Raw genomic sequence first — 23,875 nt, forward strand, 5'->3', positions numbered from 1 at the left:
GGGTCGTTAGCTCAGTCGGTAGAGCAGCGGACTTTTAATCCGTTGGTCGAAGGTTCGAATCCTTCACGACCCACCAACCAATTTAATTCACTCACAATTAACATTTCTTAATTAAATTTGTTACTAGCTTTGTGTTTAACTTCTTATATCTGAAGCTCTAATCCTATTGCGTTATACCAAAAAACTATTTTTGTACCATTCATCAATTTTTTGAAAATTCATATTTAGTCCATTAGCGAATGTTAATGATGTAATAGTGAGAGCAAGAAAACTTGTTAACAATGTAATTCTTTTCACAACGAACCACTTAATATCAATAGCATTTAAAAATAAAAATATTTCTCATTATTTAAATAGGAATTAAAGTGAAAACCATTATCCTACACATAATGTGTAACGGTATAGTTCCTATTCTTTTACAAAAAATCTTTGGAGTGTATAAATCAAACTGAAAAATAAATACTTATATTATATAAAAATATATTCATGGCCAATTTCCCAAGTAAGCATTCAATCATCAGAATTTATTTCACCCATTGTCTTTATGAATTATTTTTATTGACTTAAATCATATACTTCCTCTTAAATTTAACTGATAATCCGCGCCTTAATTTATTTTTTTAATGTTGGAGCATGATTATGAAAAAATTTGCATTGAAAGCCGCAATCATCGCGATTGCCGGTTATCTTGGGGTTGTTGGATATGTTCATCAATATGACAAAGGACAAATGGAGAAATTACTTGCCGAAGGCAATTACTCTGCCGAACAACAAAAAATCGCCAAAGTCTTTTTTAACAATGGGTGTCAGTATTGTCACACACCAAGTGCCGAGTTGCCATTTTATGCTCGTGTTCCGTTAGTTGATTCTATGATGCAAAACGACATTAAAGGAGGCAACCGCGTATTCCTATTAAATAAATTACTCGAAGGCTTAAAAAATCCTAGTAAATTATCGGAAGTGGATTTGGCAAAACTTGAGCGCGTCATTGAAAATGGCGAAATGCCGATTGCAAAATTCCGTCATATTCACTGGGGAAGTCGTCCTGATGAAGACGAAAAAACTACGTTATTAAACTGGATTCGTGAACAACGTAAAGCCTTTTTACCGGCAAATACTAAAGGCACCGATAACAATCGCTTAGTTCAACCGATTCCGGATGTCATCATGACAGATCCGGCCAAAGTGGCTCTAGGTCGCAAGCTCTTTAAAGACGGTCATTTATCGACAGACGGCACCATTCAATGTCACACCTGTCACCAACTCGACAAAGGCGGGGTTGACCATTTAGATGTTTCTACCGGCATTGAGGGCAAAAAAGGCGGTATTAACGCACCAACCGTATTTAACGCCGCATTTAACTTCGTCCAATTCTGGGATGGTCGTGCCATTGATTTAGCCGACCAAGCAGGCGGACCACCTGTTAATCCGGTAGAAATGGGTTCCCACACATGGAATGACATTGTGGCAAAATTTGAACAAGATGAAGAATTTAAAAAAGAATTCTTACAAATCTATCCTGAAGTCACCCAAGCCACATTAACCCATGCCATCGGTGAATATGAAAAAACCTTAATCACGCCGAATAGCGATTTCGACCGCTACTTAAAAGGCGATAAAACGGCATTAAACGCACAACAATTAAAAGGGTATGAATTGTTTAAACAGCATAAATGCGATACCTGCCACACGGGCGTGAATATGGGCGGTCAATCTTACGAATACATGGGTATTTACGGTGATTACTTCAAAGATCGTGGCACACCAATCACAGATGCAGACCAAGGTCGTTTCGCGCAAACCCAAGATCCGTACGATATGCATCGTTTTAAAGTACCATCATTGCGTAATATCGCATTAACTGCGCCTTATATGCACGATGCCTCCGCAAAAGACTTGAAAGAAGCGGTTCGTATTATGTTGAAATATCAAAGCAACGCTAAACCGCAACAACAAGACATTGATGATATTACATCCTTCTTAGAAAGTCTGAATGGTGAATTTGAAGGTAAGAAATTGCAATAACGGCAATCAATAAAAAGTGCGGTGGATTTTCAACACGTTTTTAAACGTCGTAAAAACTCACCGCACTTTTTTATTTAAAAGGATTATGCATCGAACGCTTTCAAGGCGCTCAAAAGCTTTTCACCAAAAGGTCGACGCCAACCGTTTAACAATTCCGGCGGTTCATTATCCGCTTCTTTTCGCCAGTGCCATTTCATTAAACTTTCCAAGCCGCGTCGGCCGGCAATTAACTCTTTTGGTAAATTTTCAGGCGTAATTTTCGTTAATTCCTGTTGCAAGGTTTTTAATGCCGCTTTATAACGTGGGTCATCCATTAGACGTTGAATCGTTGGCGGATAATCTTTTGGATCAATTCGTTTAACCTGTTCAAGCAACTGTAATAATTTTTTACCGTGAATTCGCACTTCTGCCGTGCTTAACCCAAGCTCCAACAACGCCGAGGTACTTTTCGGATCATGTTTTGCTACCGTCCATAAATTTTCCGCATGAACCACAAAATTTAAAGCAAGATCCCGTCGCATGGCTTCTTGCATACGCCATTTTGCCAACAGTTTTAGGCGCATTAATTCTAATGAATTGAGTTTCCACGCATTGGGAATAGCAAAATACGCTTCCTCCGGATCCCTTGCAGACTGCGCCCGTTTATTGAGTAAAAATTCACATTCATTTTCCGCCGCACTTTGCCACTCGGTTTGCGCCAGCTGTGCTTGCATTTGCTGATATAACGGCAACAAATACCACACATCGGCCGCCGCATATTGCAATTGCGTATCGGATAACGGGCGAGCCAACCAATCGGTGCGGGAAGCGCCTTTATCAATTTCAATTTGGAAGTAATGTTGCACTAATGTGGCAAATCCCGGTGAATTGGCAAAGCCCAGAAAATTGGCCACCACTTGGGTATCGCACATCGATTGCGGTAGTTGCTGGAAATAGTGTTGAAAAACTTCCAAATCTTCTCCACTGGCATGTAACACTTTGGTGACGCGTTCATCGGCAAGTAAGGCAATGAAAGGAGAAAAATCTTGAATCGTTGTCGGGTCGATAAGCGCGACTTTATCACCGGCATAGAGCTGAATCAAACCGAGCTTCGGATAAAAAGTTCGGGTGCGGACAAATTCGGTGTCTAAAGCCACCGCACTTTGCTGTCCGGCCAATGCACAAACCGCTGCCAAGGATTCATCCTCAGTAATGAGCTTAAAGTGCGGTGCGTTTTTGCATTCTTTTATTTGATACGTCATAGAAATGAAGGAGAGAATATTGCTCACAAAAGCGACATTCTCTCTTATTGATTGATAAAATTAATGACTAATTCGCCTGGCGCTTAGCCAATTCTTCGTCACGCAATACGCGGCGTAAAATCTTGCCTACATTGCTCTTTGGCAACTCGTCGCGAAATTCGATATCTTTCGGAATTTTGTAACCGGTTAAATGTTGACGGCAATGTTGACGCAACTCATCGCGGGTCAGGCTTTCGTCTTTTTTCACCACAAAAATCTTAATGGTTTCACCCGAAACTTCATTTGGTACACCAATAGCTACCACTTCGGAGACCTTATAGTTGAGCATCACTACATCTTCGATTTCATTCGGATACACGTTAAAGCCGGACACCAAAATCATGTCTTTTTTACGATCCACAATGCGCAAGCTGTAGCTTTCATCCATAACGACAATATCACCGGTCGCCATCCAACCATCTTTGATCACTTCGGCAGAGGCTTCTGGGCGTTGCCAGTAACCCTGCATGACTTGCTCGCCTTTTACCCACAACTCCCCTGCTTCGCCGATTGCTGCTTCAGTGCCGTCTTCTTTGATAATTTTAATATCCGTATTCGGTACAGGTACGCCGATACTGCCGTTGTGTTTCACTACATTGACCGGGCAAGCGGCAATCAGCGGAGAACATTCCGTCATGCCATAACCTTCAATAATGTTACAACCGGTAATTTCATGCCAACGGGTTGCCACCGCTTGTTGAATCGCCATGCCGCCACCAACGGAAAGTTTTAACGAAGAAAAATTAACTTCTTTAAAATTCTCGTTGTTTAACAACGCATTGAATAACGTATTCACGCCCGTAATGGCGACGAAAGGATATTTTTTCAGTTCTTTGACAAAGCCCGGAATATCACGTGGATTGGTGATTAATACGGCAGTTATGCCCAACTCGACAAACAATAAACAGTTCACTGTTAGCGCAAAAACGTGATACAGCGGTAGTGCTAAAATCGCCAAGCGTTCACGGTGGCGATCGCCTACGAAAGGATAAGCAATCCACTTAGATTGGAATACGTTCACAATAATATTGCCGTGAGACAGCATAGCGCCTTTTGCCACGCCCGTCGTACCGCCGGTGTATTGCAGAAACGCCAAATTATCCCGTTCTATTTGCGGACGTACATATTGGCGATATTTACCGACACTCAACACTTCACGAAATGTCACCGCATTTGGTAGCTTGTATTTCGGTACCAATTTCTTCACGTATTTCACCACGAAATTTACCAATGTGCGTTTACCAAAAGAGAGTTGGTCGCCCATACGGGTTAAAATCACGTGTTTCACATCTGTGTTGAACACCACTTTTTCTAACGTGGAAGCAAAATTAGAGACCACCACAATAGCTTTGGCACCACTGTCTTGGAGTTGGTGTTCCAACTCGCGCGGTGTATAAAGCGGGTTTACATTCACCACCACGAGACCTGCGCGTAAAATACCAAATAACGCAATAGGATATTGCAACAAATTCGGCATCATTAATGCCACGCGCTCACCACGTTCCAGCTTCAATTCATTCTGCAAATACGCCGCAAAGGCACGGCTACGCTCTTCCAACTTACGAAAAGTCAGCACTTTACCCATATTGATATAAGCCGCGCGGTCCGGATGCTCACGCACCGCCTTATCAAACATATCTAAAATGGAATCGTATTCCGATGTATCCAATTCATGCTCAGAGCCATCCGGATAATTTTTAAACCAAAGTTTTTCCATTATTGTTCCTTAAGTATTGTTCCTATTTTTTATGATGTTGAAATTAGTATAAATTGTAACGAACACGGGGTTCAGCCCAGAAAAAGCGGGAGGAAAATCCCCAACCATAAGGACGGAACGGACCGTAATCATAAAAATCATCCGGATCGTAATAATATTCCTTCACTAATTTCCAAATACGATATTGATCGGCCTGCACTACGGGATAGCTATATTCTGCTTGATCAATGTTGCCCGTTTCTTTGCCTTTTAACACGCCTGCCACCGTGACATATTGATCTTTCAAATTTTCCGGTTCAACAAAGCCGTTTAAATAGGCAATAAACCGCCCATCGCTATGACTATCCACAATAGGTTTGGCGGAAAAATACGCCACCGTTTGATTTAACACTTCGATTTTGGTTTGATTTTTTAACGCCGTAGCAGAAATCACCTTACCGCCTAAACGTACTTTCTTACATTGGCAATCATAATCTTGTAACTGTACGCTTTTTAAATTCAACGCATCAAACCGTTTGGGTTCGAACCCTTGTGGTGCAGAGACACAACCGACCAAACCCAAAGAAAGTGCGGTCAGAATTAGCCATGTTTTTTTACGCATTTTAATTCTCCTCTAAAAGATAATTAAAACTTATTCTCGTCCGGGTAGTTTTTTCCAAGTGACTTCATTACGCAAGTAAATCGGCTCAATGTCTAACGGGCTAATAACCTGCCCGGCAAACCATTGCGGCAAGGCCAAATCCAACATATATAATGCGGAAGGCAAGATAATATCGGTGGTTTTGCCTAAATTGGCTTCCGCCAATTGCGGATACGCCGCCCAACCGGTACCGACTAAAACTGCGCCGGAATGTTCCTGCCGTGCGAGTTGTTCCAACACATTTTGCGGGTTGCAAACCTGTTCTTCAATCACAGGTTGCCAGTGTAAAAACGTGCCAAAATCCGACCGCACTTTTTGTGCCTGCCATTGAGCAAAATAGACTTCATTCATGCGGGCATCAATGGCGCTTAACACGGTTTCCACCTGATATTGCACATAAGCGGCTTGCGCCATGGCGGCTAAATTGGAAATAGGAATCACCGGTAAATTAGCACCGAATGCCAAACCTTGTGCAATGCCCGCACCAATTCGCACACCGGTGAAACTGCCCGGACCACGCCCAAATGCCAAGGCATCAACTTGATTAAGCGTAATCCCTGCCTGCGCCAAAACCTGATCTACCATAGGCAGAATATGTTTCGTGTGTTCGCGTTGGGCAAGTTGTTCCAAATGGATTTTTTCTCCACCTCGTAACAAAGCAACAGAGCAAGCTTCAGTTGCTGTATCTAACGCTAACAATGTGACGTTTTTCATTATTTATTCTATTCTTCTCTATTAGTTTCTGTAAGGAATTGTACCACTTTGTTAAGGTCTCGCGTACGTTTAAAATGCGGCAAACTACGCAAAAAAGTTTCGCCGTAAGGCCGCATCACCAAACGATTATCACAAATAATCACCACGCCCCGATCGGTGACATCCCGAATCAAGCGTCCGACACCTTGTTTTAAGGTAATCACCGCCTCCGGAATTTGAATATCATTAAACGGATCACCGCCCTGCAAACGGCAATCTTCAATACGTGCTTTAAGCAGGGGGGCATCCGGCGCCGTGAACGGCAATTTATCAATAATCACCAACGACAATGCGTCACCTCTGACATCCACGCCTTCCCAAAAACTGGAAGTGGCAACCAGCACGCTATGGGACTGAGAGACAAATTGCTCAAGTAAAGTTGCCTTTGCCGTTTCGCCCTGTAACAAAATCGACAAATCGCTATTTTCACGGAAAAACTCCGCCAGGCTACGCATCATGGCATAGGATGTACAAAGCACGAAACAGCGACCTTGATTCGCTTCAATAATCGGCAACAACATCTCCCCCAGCTGACGAAAGGTGTTGCTGTGATTGGTTGCCGGCAAGTAACGTGGTACACAAAGCAAGGATTGCTCGGCATAATTAAACGGGCTTGGCAGAATTTTTTGTTCCGCATGCTGAATGCCTAAACGCTGACAAAAGTGCTCAAACGTGCCGCCGACTTCCAACGTAGCGGAGGTAAAAATCCACGCGCATTTTTGTTTTGCCATTTGCTCACCGAATTTATCCGCCACTGTGAGTGGCGTGATATGCAATCCAAATTGGCGACCAATACATTCATACCAATAACAATATCCCGTAATTTCTGTTTCCAACAGGCGTTTTAACAAGCCTTGAAATCCTGCAATGCGTTCAAAAATACTGTCCAACGTTTGAGAACGTCCTAAACCGAGCTTAATAACTTCAGCGGTGAAATTGAGTTTTTCCAGTAAAAAATCGTAGGCTTTTTTGACCGCACTTTGCTGCAACATTTCACGCCAATTACCTCGCGTATTGCCTTCTCCCAACAACAAACGAAAATCCTGTACGATTTTTTGTAACTGATCGGAAGCCACACCAAGTTGCGCCATGTCTTTCACTTCCGTGCGGTAAGTAATCTGAATATCTTTGCATAAATCAAAAAGTTGGCGGGAGGTGATAGATTGTCCGAAATATTGACTGGCAATATCCGGCAATTGATGTGCTTCGTCAAAAACAATAACTTCTGCGTTAGGAATCAGCTCGCCAAAACCGTTTTCTTTCACGGCCATGTCAGCAAAAAATAAATGATGATTCACCACCACCAAATCGGCATTCAAGGCTTTTTTGCGCGCCAATGCCACATAACAATCAGCATAATTGGGACAATCACTCCCCAAACAGCTTTCAGCAGTACTGGTGAGTTGTGGCAGAATCGGGCTATCTTCGGCAAGTTCGGTACATTCGGACAAATCGCCGCTTTTAGTGCTATTACGCCATTTTCGTACTTTGGATAAATCATGCAGCACGCTGCGATCGCCCAATACGCCTTGCGCAATCACCTGTTCCAAACGTTCTAAACACAAATAATTGGCACGCCCTTTAAGCAAAGCAATTTTGCCGCTATAGCCAAGGGCTTTTTGAATGGCGGGTAAATCCCGATTAAAAAGCTGATCCTGTAGATTTTTTGAGCCGGTGGAAATAATGGTTTTCTTCTTCGCCAATAACGCCGGCGCCAAATAAGCAAAGGTTTTTCCCGTGCCCGTTCCGGCTTCCACCACCAACGGACTGCTATGCTCAATGGTTTTTCCAACGGCAGTCGCCATCTCGCGCTGTTCTTCGCGCGGACGAAATCCCTTGATGTGTTGACTTAGCTCACCATCAATAGAAAAAACCTTGCTAATTTGTTTCTTATACGCCATTATTTTTTTCATCAAATCAAAAGTCGGCACAGTATAGCAGATTTCCTTTTTTTCTAAATCCACGAGGTCTAAATGACAGTAAATATCCAACTCCAACAGCAAATCACGCCGGAACTTAGCCTTTATGCCTACAACGACATTCCCGTACTGCATTTACAGCACGCCGTTGGTTCGGCAAAAATTGCCTTGCAAGGCGCACACCTATTCAGCTGGCAACCGACACAATGCCAACAAGATGTACTGTGGCTTAGCGAAATTGAACCTTTTGAAACAGGTACGGCCATTCGTGGCGGCGTTCCTATTTGCTATCCGTGGTTTGGCAATGCCGGCTCACCGGCGCACGGTTTCGCCCGCACCAGCCTTTGGCAATTAAGCGATTATGAGATTCGTACCGACAAAGTGCGGTTAGTTTTTTCCCTGTTTTCTGCATTGAATATCGTGTTGGCCAAAGTGGAAATACAATTTAGCGAACAATGCGAATTACGTTTTACTCATTATGGCGATTCGGCGATGAAAAACGTACAAGTGGCTTTACACAGTTATTTCAATGTTGCTGACATCAACCGTACACAAATCGCCAACCTCCCGACAGAATGCTTTAATTCATTAAGCCAATCGCAGGAAGTCGTGCCTTCACCGCGCGCCATTCGCGAAAACGTTGACTGCATTTATACTGCCCCTCAACAACCAACCGAGGTTCACGACATCGGCAACCACCGCATCATTACCATTGAACACCTGAATGCCGGTAACGTGGTGCTATGGAACCCATGGCATAAAACCACCAGCAATATGACGGAAAACGGTTATCAAACCATGGTATGCGTAGAAACAGCCCGAATTGATGAATATCTCCAAACGGGAGAAACGGTGGCAGTGAGATTGAGTGTGAAGTAAATTAAAGTGCGGTCAGATTTTCAGATGTTTTTTGCAAACCAACTCTAAAATCTGATTCCTTGAGACCTTGGCAAAATCTGATATTAATAGCGCACGCTTCCTAGCGTGTGCTGATATTTTTGAAAAAGGCACACGTTAGGAAACGTGCGCCATCGCGGAGGAAACATGCGCGATTGTGGGAGTGTTTTTGAAGTTGAAAAACGTTTGAAAAAATGACCGCACTTTCTAAAAACGAAACGATGGTTCAAGCGTCCTCGCTTGGACCAAATAAGCTCAAGCGTTAATGCTTGCGCTATCTTGAGCATCTATTAGACATCTATATGCTAAAATGACAGAAAATTTTCAGTCTTACACAGCAATTATTATGAATAAAGACAGAATATTAAAAATTAACTCAATTTAAATAAGGAAACCAACATGAAATTGACAAAAACACTTCTCACTACAGCTATTCTAGGCCTTTCACTGGCTTCCTGCCATTCAACAGGTTTGACAAATACACCGGACCAACAGCTTGATCAAGGTTTTGAAGCGGTCAAAAAAGGTGATTACCAAACAGCGTTGAAACTTTGGAAGCCTCTGGCGGATCAAGGGGATGCAAGGGCACAATATAATTTGGGCCTTATGTATCGTAATGAAAACGATATACAAAACAATGTTGAAGCGGCGAAATGGTTTCGAAAAGCAGCGGAAAACGGGGATGTAAAAGCTCAACATAATTTGGGTATGATGTATACGAAAGGAGAGGGCGTAGAACAAGATTATGCTGAAGCGATGAAATGGTACCGAAAAGCGGCGGATCAAGGGGGGCTACGTTCTCAATATAGTTTGGGCGTTATATATTATAATGGAGTAGGTGTAAAACAAGATTATGTTGAAGCTGCGAAATGGTACCAAAAAGCGGCGGATAAAGGATATGCAATGGCTCAATTTAATTTGGGTCTTATGTATCGCGATGGAGAAGGTGTAAAACAAAATAGAACCGTAGCCAAAGAATGGCTGGGTAAGGCTTGTGATAATGGTGATAAAAAAGGTTGTTTGTATTATAAAAAATTAAAGTAAGAATAAAGAAGATTTGATCATATGGAATATTTAATTCTTTATGATCGAAAACATAATCTGTGCTTGTACAGCAAGTGCCATTTAAAAAATGCTCATATATGTAGTCATTCTTAAACTTTTCATAATGTTCTGGAAAGTTAAGAATGCTACCAAAGAAGCTATCTAACCCAATGACAATTCTCGCCATGCTGGCGCGCGTCTCCTGACGCGTGCCGCTTAAATTAAAGATACAAGCACGCGTCAGGAGACGCGCGCTATCGTGGGGAAAACATCATTATCACGAACGGTTTCATTAAGAAAACACAAAAAACGCCGAAAAGTGAATTAGCTAAGGCACTAGCATATAAACGAGATTATCAGGCGAGGAATTTATTATGAAATTTGAAGATTTTAAACAACAGGCACTACAAAATCCTGAAGTAAAAACCGAATACGATCAACTCAGCCCCCAATACGAACTTATTCGTCAAATCATTAAATTACGCCAAGAACAGCAACTCACCCAAAAAGGTTTAGCAGAAAAAACCGGCATCGCCCAAAGTGCCATCAGCCGTTTTGAATCAGGCAACCACACCCCGTCACTTGCCTTTTTACAACGTATTGCTGAAGGATTGGGGAAGAAGGTTTATGTGGAGTTTCGATAAGCAAAAGTGCGGTGGATTTTACATGTGTTTTTGAAGTTGAAAAACGTTTGAAAAAATGACCGCACTTTTTAAAAACAGAACGATGGTTCAAGCGTCCTCACTTGGACCGCATAAGCACAAGCGTGGACGCTTGCGCTATCTAGGAGGAGACGCGCGCTATCGTAGGGGAGTAAGCAACTATACTATAATATGGAGCTTATAAAATTATTTGAGTTTAATGCTATAAACTCCTTTTAATATTTTTCAGAAACAAAAAATATGTTTTCATTTCAAAAATCTGTAAATCATATTTAGCCTTATCAAAATCTTTCTCTTTTTTTATTTCATCTAAACTTTTATTAAAAGATAATATTCTATATAGATTTTTAATTATATCTTTAGGAGATACAATATTAATATCTTCAAATTCATAATCTGTCACTTTCATATCTTTATCTCTATTTACTACTAGAGAAAAACCAACATACCATACTTCAGAATTATTATTAAAGTCAGTAATTTCAATACAAAAATGATAGCGACTAAATTCTCTTAATTCTTCATTAGAAAAACAAAAATAAGGGTATTTGTCAGATTTTATAAACGATAAAATTTGATGATAGGCATATCCTTTATGAAGGGTATCAAATTTTTTAAACTTATTTAAAATAATTGGTAGTGTTCTATCTATTCCTAGTGTTTTTCCTGTGCTAATAAGATCAAATGTCTGTGCTCTAGCTATTCCACCTATATTAGGAATTATACAAATTTTATAAGGAAAGGGATAACTATCAGAAAAAAAAGAATTATATAGTTTTACTTTGAAACTATAGTTATCCCATAATTTATCCCAAAAACTAATTTTAACTAAAAAAACACGATATGAGGCTTTTTGATAATAGCTTTGAACTTTAGAATTAAAAACATTATGTTTGTATACCTTTATAGAAAAATATAAGGCAAATAGCGATATAACTATAGGAGTAATAGAGATAAAATTATGAGAAATAAAATCAATCATATAATTAATCACCTTAAAATCACATGCTACTAATCACGTTCAAAACCCGTTTATCCGACACCGGATACTTCGTCCCCAACTGCTGCGCAAACAAACTCACCCGCAATTCTTCGATCATATAACGAATCTCCGCCACCTCATCCGAAATCGGTTTGGATTTTGGCAGTTTGGCGAGGAGTTGTTGGTAGGCTTGTTGCACTTGTTCCACGCGTAACATGGCGGCACGATCGCGATTCACATCTTGAGCCAGTTTATCCATGCGTTTGTCGATAGCTTGCAGGTAGCGGAGTAAATCCGGCAGGCGGGCGTAGCCGCTTTTTTGTACAAAACCTTGATAAATCAAACCGGCGATTTGGCTTTTCATATCAGACAAGGCGAATGCCATGGTGAAATCCATTTTGCCTTTGAGACGTTGGTTGAGTTGGTGAGTGAGCGTGAGGATCTGCTCCACTTTTTGGGCAATATCCACGGTGACTTCATTGACGTTTTCACGCACAAAATCCCGTAGCTTATCAAAGCCTTCTTCGTTCCACACAAAGCCGCCAAAATCCGCAATCAGTTTATCCACGGCACAGGCGATGCAGTCGTCAATTAAATCCAACACACGACCAAACGGCGTAAAATACAGCCCTAATTTGGCTTTATTCGGTAATTTTTCATGCAAATATTTAATCGGTGTCGGCACATTGAGCAGCAACAATCGGCGCAAACCTTGTTGCATAGCCACCGCTTGTTCAAATTCCGTTTCAAACAGTTTAATGCCCACAGCGTCTTTTTCGTCCACAATGGCCGGGAAGGCTTTCACACTGAAACCGCACTGTTTTTGTTCATAACATTGCGGCAGCTCCGCAAAGCTCCAAATATGCAGCCCACTTTGCTCAATGCCATCATCCGCCACGGCAGAAATGCTTTCCTGTACACGATCTTTTAAGCTAAATTTCAGCTCGTCTAAATTCATGGATTCGGCGATTTTCTTGCCGTTTTCATCCACCACACGGAAAGTCATTTTCAAATAGCTCGGGATTTGTTCCCAATTCCAATGTTCCGCTTCTACGGTGACGCCCGTCATGCGGCGCAATTCATAAATCAGCGTATCCAATAACGGTTTTTCCAACGGCACGGCGCGCCCTAAAAAGGCCTGGGCATAATTCGGTGCCGGCACGAAATTACGACGGTAAGATTTCGGCAGAGACTTAATCAGCGCAATCACCAGTTCCTCCCGCAAGCCCGGTATTTGCCAGTCAAAGCCCGTCATTTCCACCTGGTTGAGCAACGGCAACGGAATATGCACGGTCACGCCATCCGCATCCGTACCCGGTTCAAATTGATAGGTCAGTTTGAGCTTCAGATTGCCTTGATGCCAGAAATTCGGGAAATCCAGCTTGCTCACTTGTTCCGCATCATCGTTAATCAAGAAGGAACGTTCAAAATTAAGCAGTTCAGGATTTTGTTTTTCCGCCTTTTTCCACCAAGTATCAAAATGTTTTTGCGACACCACATCTGTGCCGATACGCTGATCGTAAAACTCAAATAAGGTGCGCTCGTCCACCAAAATATCGCGGCGACGGCTTTTGTGTTCCAATTCCTCCACTTCACGAATCAGCTGCTGATTTTGCTTGAAGAATTTATGTTTAGTATTCCAATCCCCTTCCACCAAGGCGGATTGAATAAAGATCTCACGGCTTACCGTTGGATCAATAGAGCCGTAATTCACCGGTCGAGCTGCCACAATCGGCACGCCATACAGGCTCACCTTTTCATCGGCAATCACCGCCCCGCGAGATTTCGACCAGCGCGGTTCAGAATAGGATTTTTTCGTTAAGTGTTCGGCGAGCGGCTCAATCCATTCCGGCTCAATTTCCGCTACCATGCGCCCCCAAAGTTTGGAGGTTTCCACCAACTCTGCCGCCATCACCCATTTCGGTTGTTTTTTGAAAAGCACGGAATTGGGGAAAATCGCAAAATGGGCATTACGCGCGCCAAGATATTGTTGTTTTTCCGCTTCTTTTAAGCCGATATGCGACAGCAAGCCGCTTAAAAGTGCGGTGTGAATTTGCTGATATTCGGCTTTTTCGGAATTAATCGGCAAGCCCATTTCACGCACGGCAAGGCGAATTTGTTGATAAATATCCTGCCATTCACGAATGCGCAGATAATTTAAAAAATCTTTTTGGCACTGACGGTGAAATTGGTTTTTCGTTAATTCTTTTTGCTGTTCTTGCACGTAATTCCAAAGGTTCAAGAATGCTAAGAAATCCGATTTTTTATCGGCAAAGCGACGATGTTTTTCGTCGGAAGCCTGTTGCTTTTCGGTTGGGCGCTCACGCGGATCTTGGATGGATAACGCCGAGACAATAATCATCACCTCATAAACGCAGCCAAAATCGACCGCACTTAGAAGCATTTTAGCAAGGCGCGGATCGACAGGGAGTTGAGCAAGTTGGCGACCGATTGGGGTAAGTTCCCAACCTTGCTTTTTCTCTGTCGATTCGCTAGCGCGCGTCTCCTGACGCGTGCTTTCATCTGTCAAATTTTGGGCACGCGTCGGGAGACGCGCGCCATCACGAGATTTATATTTTTTCGGTTGAATCGCCCCCAACTCTTCCAACAACTTCACGCCATCTTGGATATGCCGTTTATCCGGTGCATCTACAAAAGGGAACGCTTCAATGTCATCCAAACCCAATGCCGTCATTTGTAAAATAACGGAAGCCAAATTGGTACGCAGAATTTCCGGATCGGTAAATTCAGGGCGATTATTAAAATCCTCCTCAGAATAAAGACGAATACAAATGCCTTCGCTCCCCCGTCCGCAACGCCCTTTTCGCTGATTGGCAGAAGCCTGTGAAATCGGCTCAATAGGCAAACGTTGTACTTTGGTGCGGTAACTATAACGGGAAATGCGAGCCGTGCCGGGGTCAATCACATATTTAATACCCGGCACGGTGAGCGAGGTTTCCGCCACGTTGGTGGCTAACACAATGCGATTTAAACCGCTCGGATGGAAGATTTTATTTTGTTCTTGCGCAGACAAGCGGGCAAAGAGCGGTAGGATTTCCGTGTGTTTTAAATTTTGCTTTTGCAAAGCTTCGGCGGTGTCACGAATTTCTCGCTCGCCGTTCATGAAGATCAAAATATCGCCGCGCCCTTCCGCTTGCAACTCATCCACCGCATTAAGAATGCCTTGTAACTGATCTTGATCGTCTTCTTCCGCAACAGGGCGATAACGCACTTCAACAGGGTAAGTTCTGCCTGAGACTTCGATAATCGGCGCGTTATTAAAATGTTTAGAAAAACGTTCCACATCAATGGTGGCTGAGGTGATAATGACTTTTAAGTCCGGACGACGTGGCAGAAGCTGTTTCAGATAACCGAGAATAAAATCGTTGTTCAAGCTACGTTCGTGGGCTTCATCGATAATCAGGCAAGAATATTGATTGAGGAAACGATCCGTTTGAATTTCAGCCAACAAAATCCCGTCCGTCATCAACTTGATTTGGGTGTTGTCGCTAATCTGATCATTAAAACGGACTTTATACCCCACTAAATCTCCAATTTCTGTTTGCAATTCTTCGGCAATTCGAGCCGCCACAGAACGTGCCGCAATACGGCGCGGTTGAGTGTGTCCGATTGTGCCAAGATTGCCGAATCCTAGCTCCAAACACATCTTCGGCAACTGCGTGGTTTTACCCGAACCGGTTTCCCCCGCCACCACGATCACTTGATGCTCGGAAAGCAGTTTTTCAATTTCTGCTTTGCGTTGGCTAACCGGCAAACTTTCCGGAAAAACGATTGGATTTTTGACCGCACTTTTACGGCTTTCTACACGTAATCTTGCTTGTTCAATTTGTTGTTGGATTTCATCTGCAACGGCTTGCTGCGCTTCTTGGCTTTTAATTTTGCCAATGCCGTGAATGCGGGCGGATAAACGGCGTTTATCCGCCAACATAATGTCAATTAATTGAGAAAAAAGGGATTGCTGTAAAGGGGGTAATTTGTGCTTGACCGTTCTATTTTTCATACTAATTTACTTTTTTAAGCTGCCGTAAGCTAAACAAAACCAGCCGATTAAAAATAATGTACCGCCGATAGGTGTCACCCAAACCAGGAATTTGCCTGCGCCAAGCGCAAGTGCATAAAGACTGCCGCTAAAGAGAAGAATACCAAATGCCCACGCACCTGCGGCAAAATTAGCCATTTTGCCGGCAACCAATGATTCGCGACACAATTGCGCAATACCGATACCCATGATGGCAAGGGTGTGGAACATTTGATATTTCACACCGGTTTCAATCCACGCTAACGCTTTAGGATCTAAAACCTTGCTTAATCCGTGTGCCGCAAAAGCGCCAATCGTCACACATAAAAAACCGCTCAAGGTGGCGATAAATAACCATTTGTTTTTCATTTAAAATTTTCCTATTAATACTGCCAAAATACCTGCGGCGATAAGTGGTCCAACCGGGATGCCGCCCAGAAAAGAGACACCGATAATGGTGCCAATTACCAAGCCTGTCACCAACACCGGTTGCTCGCCCATGAGCGGAACACCTTTGCCCGCAAGCCATGCAACGAAGACACCAACGGCAATAGCGACAAACATTTTCCAACTGACAAATGCCGATAAGCCCGGAAGCTGAATTTTGCCGGAAACCAGCGGACTTAAGACGCCGATGGTTAAAATCACAATACCAATGCTCAAGCCGTATTTTTCCAAATAAGGAATATATTTGGCGAGTAGCGTTTGTTGCATGATCAGTAGCACGGCGGCAGAGATAGTAATAGAACTGTTGTGGCTGAAAATGCCGAGTAAAATTAAAATCACCAAAAGCAAGGCAACCATGTTGAATTGGAGAGACATATTGATCCTAAAGTGCGGTAAGAATTTGCAGAGAATTATAGCATACGCCATAAAATTTGCTCTGAGGCAGACAACAAAAAACCGCACTTGGAAAACCAAAGTGCGGTTGTATTTCAAAACGTTTTTACGCTTGCGGATGTCTTGCTGCCACTTCTTGTAGCAAGGTTTTAAGTTCGCCTTGTTGGTACATTTCCAACACGATGTCACAACCGCCGATTAACTCGCCTTCCACCCATAATTGTGGGAATGTCGGCCAATTTGCGTAAGCCGGTAATTCGGCACGAATATCCGGATGTTGTAAAATATCCACATAGCCAAACGGTACACCACAGTTAATCAACGCTTCTACTGCACGGGCAGAGAAACCACAAGATGGGAATTTCGGTGAGCCTTTCATATAAATCAGAATCGGGTTTTCACTGATTTGTTTTTTGATTTTATCTAACGTTTCCATAATGTTCCTTGTATTCATTGAAGAGAAAACGCGCGCATTGTATCACAAACAATGGGGCCCACCAATAATCCAAAAGGGTATTACCAACTGCCACCGGCACCGCCACCGTCAAAGCCACCACCGCCGAACCCGCCTCCGGAGCCACCGCCAAAACCGCCTCCGCCAAAGCCACCGAAACCGCCACCGTCTCGGTCATTACGACGACGATTTGACATAGATTGGCGCAATACTTCATTCAGGACATGGTTATTCGTTGGACTGACATAAGGTCGGCGCCAACTGATTTCCCCCATCACCACAACCAAAATAAACAGCGCCAACATAATAAACGGTACAAAATCCCCCAAGCTGCTCTCTTCCGCCTGTTGTGCCGAATATTCACCTTTAGTGGCGGCAATAATGTAATCCAAGCCGTTATTAATGCCTTGGGCATATTGCTCGTTGCGGAAATAAGGGCGAATTTGATTACGAATAATTTGTGAAGCAAGGGCATCCGTTAACACGCCTTGCAAGCCTTGTCCCACGGCAATAAACAATTTGCGATCGTCTTTGGCAATGAGTAACAACACACCGTTATTCAGTTTTTTTCGCCCAATCCCCCATTTATCACCTAATTCAAAGGCATATTGAGAAACCTCATATTCACCGGTCGTTGGCACAATCACCACCGCAATTTGCGAACTGGTTTCTTTGCTATAGGTTTCCAACTTGGTTTCTAATGCGCTCAACTGCTTTTCCGACAACGTTTTGGTGTAGTCATTCACATAACGAAAAGGTTTCGGAGAATCGGGAAAGGTTACGGCGGACACGGCAGTCGCCATAAAAACGCAGAAAAAAATGACCGCACTTTTTAAACTCAGTAAGCCGAATACGCGTTTAATCATGAATAATCACCTCGTTATCCAGTTCATTTTGATCGTCCGGTTGAACTGGGAAATGCCGTATCAACTGCTCACCTATCTGCTGCATAGAAGCCAAAATGCCTTCCGTATATTGCTTTTGTTTAAAATGCTCAATCATGCGGGCACATTCCGTTTGCCAAAAATCATCGCCCACATACTGATGAATACCAATGTCTCCGATAATGGCACATTGACGATCGGTATAAGCAATATAAATCAACACGCCATTACGCGCCGCCGTTTGGTGCATTTCCAACTCAGAAAAAACAGCCAACGCACGTTCGTAAGCAGAAAGTGCGGTCGATTTTGACGGTATTTTTCGTTCGATAAAAATCCGAAACTCGGCGGAGGTTTGTTGCTCAAGGCGTGCAACTGCCGCCTCGAGCTGTGTTTTATCTATCGGGATTTTTGCAAATAATGGCATGGTCGCCACCTTGTTTTCCGTTTAGTTAAAATTCACTGTCGGCGCGTTTGCCGCACCTTCAACAGATTTGAAGTAAGGTTTTTCTTTAAAACCAAAAATCATCGCCACTAATTTGGTTGGGAATGTACGAATTTTTTGGTTGTATTCACGTGCTGCCTCATTGAATTTATTACGGGCTACGTTAATACGGTTTTCTGTACCTTCCAATTGCGCTTGTAAGTTCATAAAGCCCTCGTTCGCACGCAATTCAGGATAATTCTCTACGCTGACCAATAAACGGGATAACGCAGAACCCACCGCATTTTGGTTTTGTTGGAATTGGGTTAATTGCTCTTCCGTTAAATTAGACGGATCGATTTTGGTTTGCGTTGCTTTTGCACGTGCTTCAACAACACCAGTCAAGGTTTCTTTTTCAAAATTTGCCTGTCCTTTCACGGTATTCACTAAATTCGGAATCAAATCGGAACGACGTTGATAAGTCGATTCTACATTTGCCCACACGGAATTAATTTGCTCTTCCGCTGCAACCAAGCCGTTATAACTTGGAATCAATGCTACAGCAGCAATTACTGCAACAATAATCAAGATAAGCAATTTTTTCATTTTTTCCCTTTACAATAATTAAACTTAGCTAAAAAACAAAAGACCTAAACATAGGTTTAGGTCTTTTTTATCTTTATCTGAAAATAATTAACAAAATGCTAATTATTTAGTACCGTTAACTGCGATTTCTACGCGACGGTCATCAGCTAAGCAAGCGATAAGCGCTTTACGACCTTTAACTGCGTCACATTTGTTACCAGTAACCGAGTTTGCTTTACCGTAACCGGTTGCAGAAATAGCGTTTTGAGAAACGCCTTTAGCAACTAAGTAGTTAGCTACAGTTTCAGCACGTTTTTGAGATAATTTTTGGTTGTAAGCATCAGAACCGATACGGTCTGTATAACCTGCAACTTTAACGTCTGCACTTTTAACTTGTGCGATTTCGCCGTAGATACCATCTAACACGCTTTGTGCTTGTGGTTTTAAGTTAGCTTTGCCGAATGCGAAAGTTACATCAGAGTTCAAGTTGAAAGTTTTGCTTACAACTTCAGGAGCCGGAGCAGGTGCTGCACCTTGACCGAAACGGTAAGATAAACCAACTGCTACAGAGCCGATGTCCGGAGAATAACGAATGTCAGTTTCTTGACCAGTTTTTCTTACAGCTTTACCTAAGTTGCCTACACGGCTAACCCATTGGTATTCTGCGCGTAATGCTAATTCAGGAAGAATTGCATATTCAACACCCGCTGCAAATACAGGAGATACTTTCAAGTTATGATATTTATCAGCAACCCCGTCATTCACCTGTTTATAATCACTACGGATTAGAGCTGCACCAGCACGGCCATAAACATCTAAGTTGTCTAATACAGGGTAACTTCCTTTAAGGGCTAAAGTGGTACCGTGAGCGGTATGTCTAAATTGATCGCCATCGCTGTATTTAACTTTAGCGCGACCAAAATATTCATAACCGGCTTCAACAGCTAAGTTATCCGTGATCTGGTAACCACCGAAAATACCGTATGCTTCTGAGTTACGTCTGATTTTACCATCGTTACCGTCAGTAAATTGACCTAAACCGTGGTGAACGGAAGCCCAACCAGCTTTTGCACCGGCATAGAATGTATTTGCTTGTGGCGCTGCTTGTGCCACTGTTGCTGCTGCTAAACCAGCGATAGCTAATGCGATTGCAGTTTTTTTCATTTTGATGATCCTCTTTAATATTTAGTCATCTTTAATTTAAAACAGTATCAGCTGATATAGCTGAAAACCAACACAATTACTTGTGTTACCTGTCATCTTAAACTGTTTATGCAAAAAAGGGAAATTTTTTACAATTTTCAGCCTAAGATATTGTTTCAAATAGGGTTGAATTACCCACTTCCTTTTGACAGACTCGCACCCTTTTCTTAAAGGGATGCTCAAAAGTACGGGTATTATCCTACTGAAAAAATGGAAAATCAAACAAATGTCCGTTCTTTTGATTATTTTTTAAACAAATAACACCTGGGAAAGTTTATTTTTTGACCAATCTTAAGTATTTCTTCAGAAATTATCCTCATTATTGACTTCGTTTATCTGACATTCCTTCCTATTTATATGCTAGAATTCGGTCACTTTTTACTCCCTTAAACCCTAATAATGATCAATGATCTAAGAGTGCAGCAAAATGCTACCCCGTTTAAAAAATATCCCTCAACTTTCGCCTTTAGTTGGTAATTATTTAGACGCATTACGGTTACAACATTTTGAAGGCGATATTGCCTCCAATTACGCCGATCGTTTAAGTTTGGCCACGGATAACAGCGTTTACCAACAATTACCACAGGCGATTTTATTTCCGAAAAGCGTGGCAGATGTAGTACGTATTACCAAACTGGCACAACAGGAAAAATACCTTTCTCTCACTTTCACTCCACGCGGAGGCGGCACCGGCACCAACGGGCAATCTATCAATAATAATATTATTGTAGATGTTTCCCGTCACATGACCCAAATTCTTGAACTCAATGTTAAAGAACGTTGGGTACGGGTGCAGGCAGGTGTGGTAAAAGATCAACTCAATCAATTTCTCAAACCACACGGCTTATTTTTCTCCCCTGAACTCTCCACCAGTAATCGTGCCACCTTAGGCGGCATGATTAATACCGATGCTTCCGGACAAGGTTCCTTGCAATACGGAAAGACATCCGACCACGTTCTGGGGTTGCGTGCCGTGCTAATCAACGGCGATATTTTGGACACAAGTGCGGTCAAATCCGATGACATTTTTCAATATATTGAAGAAAACCATGGTTCTGCCCGCGTAAAAAACATCCATCAAGAAATCTTCCAACGCTGTAAAGAAAAGCGGGAGCAAATTCTTCATGATTTGCCACAGCTCAATCGTTTTCTGACCGGTTACGATTTAAAAAATGTGTTTAACGATGATTTAAGCGAATTCAATCTAACCCGTATTCTGACAGGCTCTGAAGGCTCACTTGCCTTTATTTGCGAAGCCACGTTAGATTTAATGCCGCTACCACAGCATCGCACATTAATTAACATCAAATACAATTCTTTCGATGCGGCATTGCGTAACGCACCTTTTATGGTCAAAGCCAATGCGCTTTCCGTAGAAACTGTCGATTCCAAAGTGCTGAATTTGGCTAAACAGGATATTATTTGGCATTCGGTGCAAGATTTATTAACGGAAGACGAACAACATCCGATTCTTGGCTTAAATATAGTGGAATACGCCGGTAATAATCAGGCATTAATTGAAAAGCAGGTGGCGCATTTATGTGCAGAATTGGATCAAAAAATTGCCGAGGGAAAAGATCATATTATCGGCTATCAAGTTTGCGATCATTTGCCGTCGATTGAACGAATTTATGCCATGCGCAAAAAAGCCGTAGGGTTGCTTGGCAATGCCAAAGGCGCAGCAAAACCCATTCCTTTTGTGGAAGACACTTGTGTGCCGCCGGAAAATCTGGCGGATTACATTACCGAGTTTCGTACTTTATTAGATAGCCATAATCTACAATACGGTATGTTCGGTCATGTGGATGCAGGCGTGTTGCACGTTCGCCCAGCGCTAGATTTATGCGATCAAGCGCAAGTTAAATTATTCAAACAGATTTCCGACGAGGTGGCAGAACTCACCCGTAAATATGGCGGTTTAATTTGGGGCGAACATGGCAAAGGGATGCGCTCGCAATACGGCGAAAAATTCTTTACGCCAGAATTATGGCGTGAATTACGTTACATCAAATTCTTATTTGATCCGCAAAATCGCCTCAATCCGGGAAAAATCTGCACGCCGTTAAACAGCGAACAAGAACTTTATTCGATTTTATCGCCAATGCGAGCCGACCTAGACCGTCAAATTCCCGTTCAAATGAAAGAAGAATTTATCGGTGCCATGAATTGTAACGGCAACGGTTTATGCTTTAACTTTGACGTCCACAGCACCATGTGCCCGTCTATGAAAGTGAGTAAAAATCGCGTCTTTTCACCGAAAGGCCGCGCGGCAATGGTGCGCGAATGGTTGCGTTTAATGGCGAACGAGCAAGTTACCCCGGCGCAATTGGATTTCAAACAATCCACAGAGAAGCTCACGGATTTGGTGCAAAAATTAAAAAACAGCTACCAAAAACGCCGTGGCGAATACGATTTTTCTCATGAAGTGAAAGCAGCAATGGACACTTGCCTGGCGTGTAAAGCTTGCGCCAGCCAATGCCCGATTAAAATCGACGTACCGAGCTTCCGCGCCAAATTCTTCCATTTTTACCACCAGCGTTATCTGCGCCCAATCAAAGATTATGTGCTATCCAATGTGGAATACGTTGCACCGCTGATGGCAAAACAAGCGAAGCTCTTCAATTATTTTACGGCACCCCAATTCAGTCAAAAAGTGGCAGAAAAATGTTTGGGTATGACGGATTTGCCGTTGCTCTCTAATCCAAATCTGCAACAACAACTCATTCAACTCGGTCATAAAAACGAGTCCTTAGAGAAATTGGAAAGCCTAAGTGCGGTAGAAAAACAAAATGTTTTGCTTATCGTACAAGATCCGTTCACCTCTTATTATGACGCCAAAGTCGTCGCCGATTTTGTGGCCTTAACCCAAAAGCTCGGCTTTAACCCTGTGGTTCTGCCATTTAAACCGAATGGAAAAGTACAGCATATTAAAGGTTTCTTAGGACGTTTTGCCAAAACGGCGAAAAATCAGGCGGATTTTTTAAACCGTATGGCGAAATTAGGCTTGCCTTTGGTGGGTGTAGATCCGGCCATTGTGTTGTCTTATCGGGACGAATATAAAGAAATCTTAGGTGCCGAACGGGGTGAATTCCATGTTGTCACTGCCCACGAATGGTTGAAACAACAGCTTGATGGCGAAATCTTACAAAACGCGTTGAAAAACGCACAAAAAAATGACCGCACTTTTACGCCACAACAATGGTATTTATTCCCGCATTGTACGGAAATTACCGCCATGCCGAACAGCGGTAAAGAATGGCAACACATTTTTGCTACCTTCAGCCAACAGTTACAGGTGGAAAGCGTGGGCTGTTGTGGCATGGCCGGCGTCTTCGGCCATGAAACCCAACACATTGCCATGTCGAAAGAAATTTATGCCTCCTCATGGCAGAAAAAATTACAGGGCAAAGATCCTGACTTCTGCTTAGTCACCGGTTATTCCTGCCGTAGCCAAGTAAAACGTATGGCACATTGGCAGCCGAAACATCCGGTGCAAGCGTTATTAACGTTATTTGAATAATGGACGTGCA

The 23,875-nt window shown here is 42.7% G+C and carries 20 protein-coding genes and 1 tRNA gene; 7 read left to right on the plus strand and 14 right to left on the minus strand.

Annotated elements, in window-relative coordinates; all coding sequences use genetic code 11:
• Both DK428_RS09765 and DK428_RS09770 read left to right on the plus strand, forming a co-directional pair.
• Nucleotides 1-76, plus strand: a tRNA-Lys gene (locus DK428_RS09765).
• A gap of 563 nt (nt 77-639) precedes the next feature.
• The gene (locus DK428_RS09770; RefSeq protein ID WP_109063784.1) at nt 640-2,025 is read left to right on the plus strand and encodes a cytochrome-c peroxidase; all 1,386 of its coding nucleotides are present in this window, start codon (nt 640-642) and stop codon (nt 2,023-2,025) included.
• An 83-nt stretch (nt 2,026-2,108) separates the two neighbouring features.
• Here DK428_RS09770 and rnd read toward each other — a convergent pair whose 3' ends face one another.
• From rnd to yoaA, 5 genes are all read right to left on the minus strand, one after another.
• A complete protein-coding gene (rnd, locus tag DK428_RS09775) occupies nt 2,109-3,266 on the minus strand; it encodes a ribonuclease D (protein WP_109063785.1) in 1,158 nt (385 codons plus the stop codon).
• A 67-nt stretch (nt 3,267-3,333) separates the two neighbouring features.
• The gene (gene fadD, locus DK428_RS09780; RefSeq protein WP_109063786.1) at nt 3,334-5,022 is read right to left on the minus strand and encodes a long-chain-fatty-acid--CoA ligase FadD; all 1,689 of its coding nucleotides are present in this window, start codon (nt 5,020-5,022) and stop codon (nt 3,334-3,336) included.
• 43 nt (nt 5,023-5,065) lie between these two features.
• Nucleotides 5,066-5,623: a Slp family lipoprotein gene (locus tag DK428_RS09785; RefSeq protein WP_005704101.1), complete on the minus strand. Its 558-nt coding sequence runs from the start codon at nt 5,621-5,623 to the stop codon at nt 5,066-5,068.
• Between the two features lie 30 nt (nt 5,624-5,653).
• Complete coding sequence (tsaB, locus tag DK428_RS09790) at nt 5,654-6,376, minus strand: tRNA (adenosine(37)-N6)-threonylcarbamoyltransferase complex dimerization subunit type 1 TsaB (protein WP_109063787.1); 723 nt, start codon at nt 6,374-6,376, stop codon at nt 5,654-5,656.
• A gap of 8 nt (nt 6,377-6,384) precedes the next feature.
• Nucleotides 6,385-8,316 carry a DNA repair helicase YoaA gene (gene yoaA, locus DK428_RS09795; RefSeq protein WP_204352434.1) on the minus strand — a complete coding sequence of 644 codons (1,932 nt, stop codon included), beginning with the start codon at nt 8,314-8,316 and terminating at the stop codon, nt 6,385-6,387.
• Nucleotides 8,317-8,388: 72 nt separating this feature from the next.
• On the opposite strand from yoaA, the gene DK428_RS09800 reads away from it, so the two are divergent.
• The 4 genes from DK428_RS09800 (at nt 8,389) to DK428_RS09815 (ending at nt 10,919) form a co-directional block, all read left to right on the plus strand.
• The gene (locus tag DK428_RS09800; RefSeq protein WP_109063789.1) at nt 8,389-9,213 is read left to right on the plus strand and encodes a D-hexose-6-phosphate mutarotase; all 825 of its coding nucleotides are present in this window, start codon (nt 8,389-8,391) and stop codon (nt 9,211-9,213) included.
• 417 nt (nt 9,214-9,630) lie between these two features.
• Nucleotides 9,631-10,275, plus strand: coding sequence for a tetratricopeptide repeat protein (locus DK428_RS09805; RefSeq protein ID WP_109063790.1), 645 nt, complete (start codon nt 9,631-9,633; stop codon nt 10,273-10,275).
• Nucleotides 10,276-10,548: 273 nt separating this feature from the next.
• Nucleotides 10,549-10,653 (plus strand): hypothetical protein, encoded by a 105-nt coding sequence (locus DK428_RS11890; protein WP_420837004.1) that lies wholly within the window; start codon nt 10,549-10,551, stop codon nt 10,651-10,653.
• Complete coding sequence (locus DK428_RS09815) at nt 10,650-10,919, plus strand: helix-turn-helix domain-containing protein (protein ID WP_109063791.1); 270 nt, start codon at nt 10,650-10,652, stop codon at nt 10,917-10,919. The genes DK428_RS11890 and DK428_RS09815 overlap by 4 nt, the downstream gene beginning before the upstream one ends.
• 220 nt (nt 10,920-11,139) lie before the next feature.
• Here DK428_RS09815 and DK428_RS09820 read toward each other — a convergent pair whose 3' ends face one another.
• The 9 genes from DK428_RS09820 to ompA form a co-directional block, all read right to left on the minus strand.
• On the minus strand, nt 11,140-11,919 hold the full coding sequence (locus DK428_RS09820; protein WP_109063792.1) for a hypothetical protein: 780 nt from the start codon (nt 11,917-11,919) through the stop codon (nt 11,140-11,142).
• A 19-nt stretch (nt 11,920-11,938) separates the two neighbouring features.
• Nucleotides 11,939-15,940, minus strand: a complete 4,002-nt coding sequence (gene hrpA / locus DK428_RS09825; RefSeq protein ID WP_109063793.1) for an ATP-dependent RNA helicase HrpA — start codon at nt 15,938-15,940, stop codon at nt 11,939-11,941.
• Nucleotides 15,941-15,946: 6 nt separating this feature from the next.
• A complete protein-coding gene (locus DK428_RS09830) occupies nt 15,947-16,327 on the minus strand; it encodes a DUF423 domain-containing protein (protein ID WP_109063794.1) in 381 nt (126 codons plus the stop codon).
• Nucleotides 16,328-16,780 (minus strand): DUF441 domain-containing protein, encoded by a 453-nt coding sequence (locus tag DK428_RS09835; protein ID WP_109059707.1) that lies wholly within the window; start codon nt 16,778-16,780, stop codon nt 16,328-16,330.
• A gap of 124 nt (nt 16,781-16,904) precedes the next feature.
• Nucleotides 16,905-17,234, minus strand: a complete 330-nt coding sequence (grxD, locus tag DK428_RS09840; RefSeq protein ID WP_005538743.1) for a Grx4 family monothiol glutaredoxin — start codon at nt 17,232-17,234, stop codon at nt 16,905-16,907.
• An 80-nt stretch (nt 17,235-17,314) separates the two neighbouring features.
• Nucleotides 17,315-18,118 (minus strand): TPM domain-containing protein, encoded by an 804-nt coding sequence (locus DK428_RS09845; RefSeq protein ID WP_109090013.1) that lies wholly within the window; start codon nt 18,116-18,118, stop codon nt 17,315-17,317.
• Nucleotides 18,111-18,560, minus strand: coding sequence for a TPM domain-containing protein (locus DK428_RS09850; protein WP_109063796.1), 450 nt, complete (start codon nt 18,558-18,560; stop codon nt 18,111-18,113). Before DK428_RS09850 ends, DK428_RS09845 begins: the two co-directional genes overlap by 8 nt.
• A gap of 21 nt (nt 18,561-18,581) precedes the next feature.
• Complete coding sequence (locus DK428_RS09855) at nt 18,582-19,163, minus strand: LemA family protein (protein WP_109063797.1); 582 nt, start codon at nt 19,161-19,163, stop codon at nt 18,582-18,584.
• Between the two features lie 102 nt (nt 19,164-19,265).
• Entirely contained in the window at nt 19,266-20,306 is a 1,041-nt protein-coding gene (ompA, locus tag DK428_RS09860; RefSeq protein ID WP_109063798.1) for a porin OmpA, read from the minus strand.
• Between the two features lie 466 nt (nt 20,307-20,772).
• Between ompA and ydiJ the strand changes: the two genes are divergently transcribed.
• Entirely contained in the window at nt 20,773-23,865 is a 3,093-nt protein-coding gene (gene ydiJ, locus DK428_RS09865; protein ID WP_109063799.1) for a D-2-hydroxyglutarate dehydrogenase YdiJ, read from the plus strand.
• The last annotated feature ends 10 nt before the right edge of the window (nt 23,866-23,875 follow it).

It is taken from the genome of Aggregatibacter kilianii (genome assembly GCF_003130255.1).
Classification (GTDB): Bacteria; Pseudomonadota; Gammaproteobacteria; order Enterobacterales; family Pasteurellaceae; genus Aggregatibacter; species Aggregatibacter kilianii.

Coding starts and splice junctions, on each gene's coding strand:
- DK428_RS09770 (WP_109063784.1), top strand. CDS start 640: ATGAAAAAATTTGCATTGAAAGCCGCAATCATCGCGATTGCCGGTTAT.
- rnd (WP_109063785.1), bottom strand. CDS start 3,266: ATGACGTATCAAATAAAAGAATGCAAAAACGCACCGCACTTTAAGCTC.
- fadD (WP_109063786.1), bottom strand. CDS start 5,022: ATGGAAAAACTTTGGTTTAAAAATTATCCGGATGGCTCTGAGCATGAA.
- DK428_RS09785 (WP_005704101.1), bottom strand. CDS start 5,623: ATGCGTAAAAAAACATGGCTAATTCTGACCGCACTTTCTTTGGGTTTG.
- tsaB (WP_109063787.1), bottom strand. CDS start 6,376: ATGAAAAACGTCACATTGTTAGCGTTAGATACAGCAACTGAAGCTTGC.
- yoaA (WP_204352434.1), bottom strand. CDS start 8,316: ATGGCGTATAAGAAACAAATTAGCAAGGTTTTTTCTATTGATGGTGAG.
- DK428_RS09800 (WP_109063789.1), top strand. CDS start 8,389: ATGACAGTAAATATCCAACTCCAACAGCAAATCACGCCGGAACTTAGC.
- DK428_RS09805 (WP_109063790.1), top strand. CDS start 9,631: ATGAAATTGACAAAAACACTTCTCACTACAGCTATTCTAGGCCTTTCA.
- DK428_RS09815 (WP_109063791.1), top strand. CDS start 10,650: ATGAAATTTGAAGATTTTAAACAACAGGCACTACAAAATCCTGAAGTA.
- DK428_RS09820 (WP_109063792.1), bottom strand. CDS start 11,919: ATGATTGATTTTATTTCTCATAATTTTATCTCTATTACTCCTATAGTT.
- hrpA (WP_109063793.1), bottom strand. CDS start 15,940: ATGAAAAATAGAACGGTCAAGCACAAATTACCCCCTTTACAGCAATCC.
- DK428_RS09830 (WP_109063794.1), bottom strand. CDS start 16,327: ATGAAAAACAAATGGTTATTTATCGCCACCTTGAGCGGTTTTTTATGT.
- DK428_RS09835 (WP_109059707.1), bottom strand. CDS start 16,780: ATGTCTCTCCAATTCAACATGGTTGCCTTGCTTTTGGTGATTTTAATT.
- grxD (WP_005538743.1), bottom strand. CDS start 17,234: ATGGAAACGTTAGATAAAATCAAAAAACAAATCAGTGAAAACCCGATT.
- DK428_RS09845 (WP_109090013.1), bottom strand. CDS start 18,118: ATGATTAAACGCGTATTCGGCTTACTGAGTTTAAAAAGTGCGGTCATT.
- DK428_RS09850 (WP_109063796.1), bottom strand. CDS start 18,560: ATGCCATTATTTGCAAAAATCCCGATAGATAAAACACAGCTCGAGGCG.
- DK428_RS09855 (WP_109063797.1), bottom strand. CDS start 19,163: ATGAAAAAATTGCTTATCTTGATTATTGTTGCAGTAATTGCTGCTGTA.
- ompA (WP_109063798.1), bottom strand. CDS start 20,306: ATGAAAAAAACTGCAATCGCATTAGCTATCGCTGGTTTAGCAGCAGCA.
- ydiJ (WP_109063799.1), top strand. CDS start 20,773: ATGCTACCCCGTTTAAAAAATATCCCTCAACTTTCGCCTTTAGTTGGT.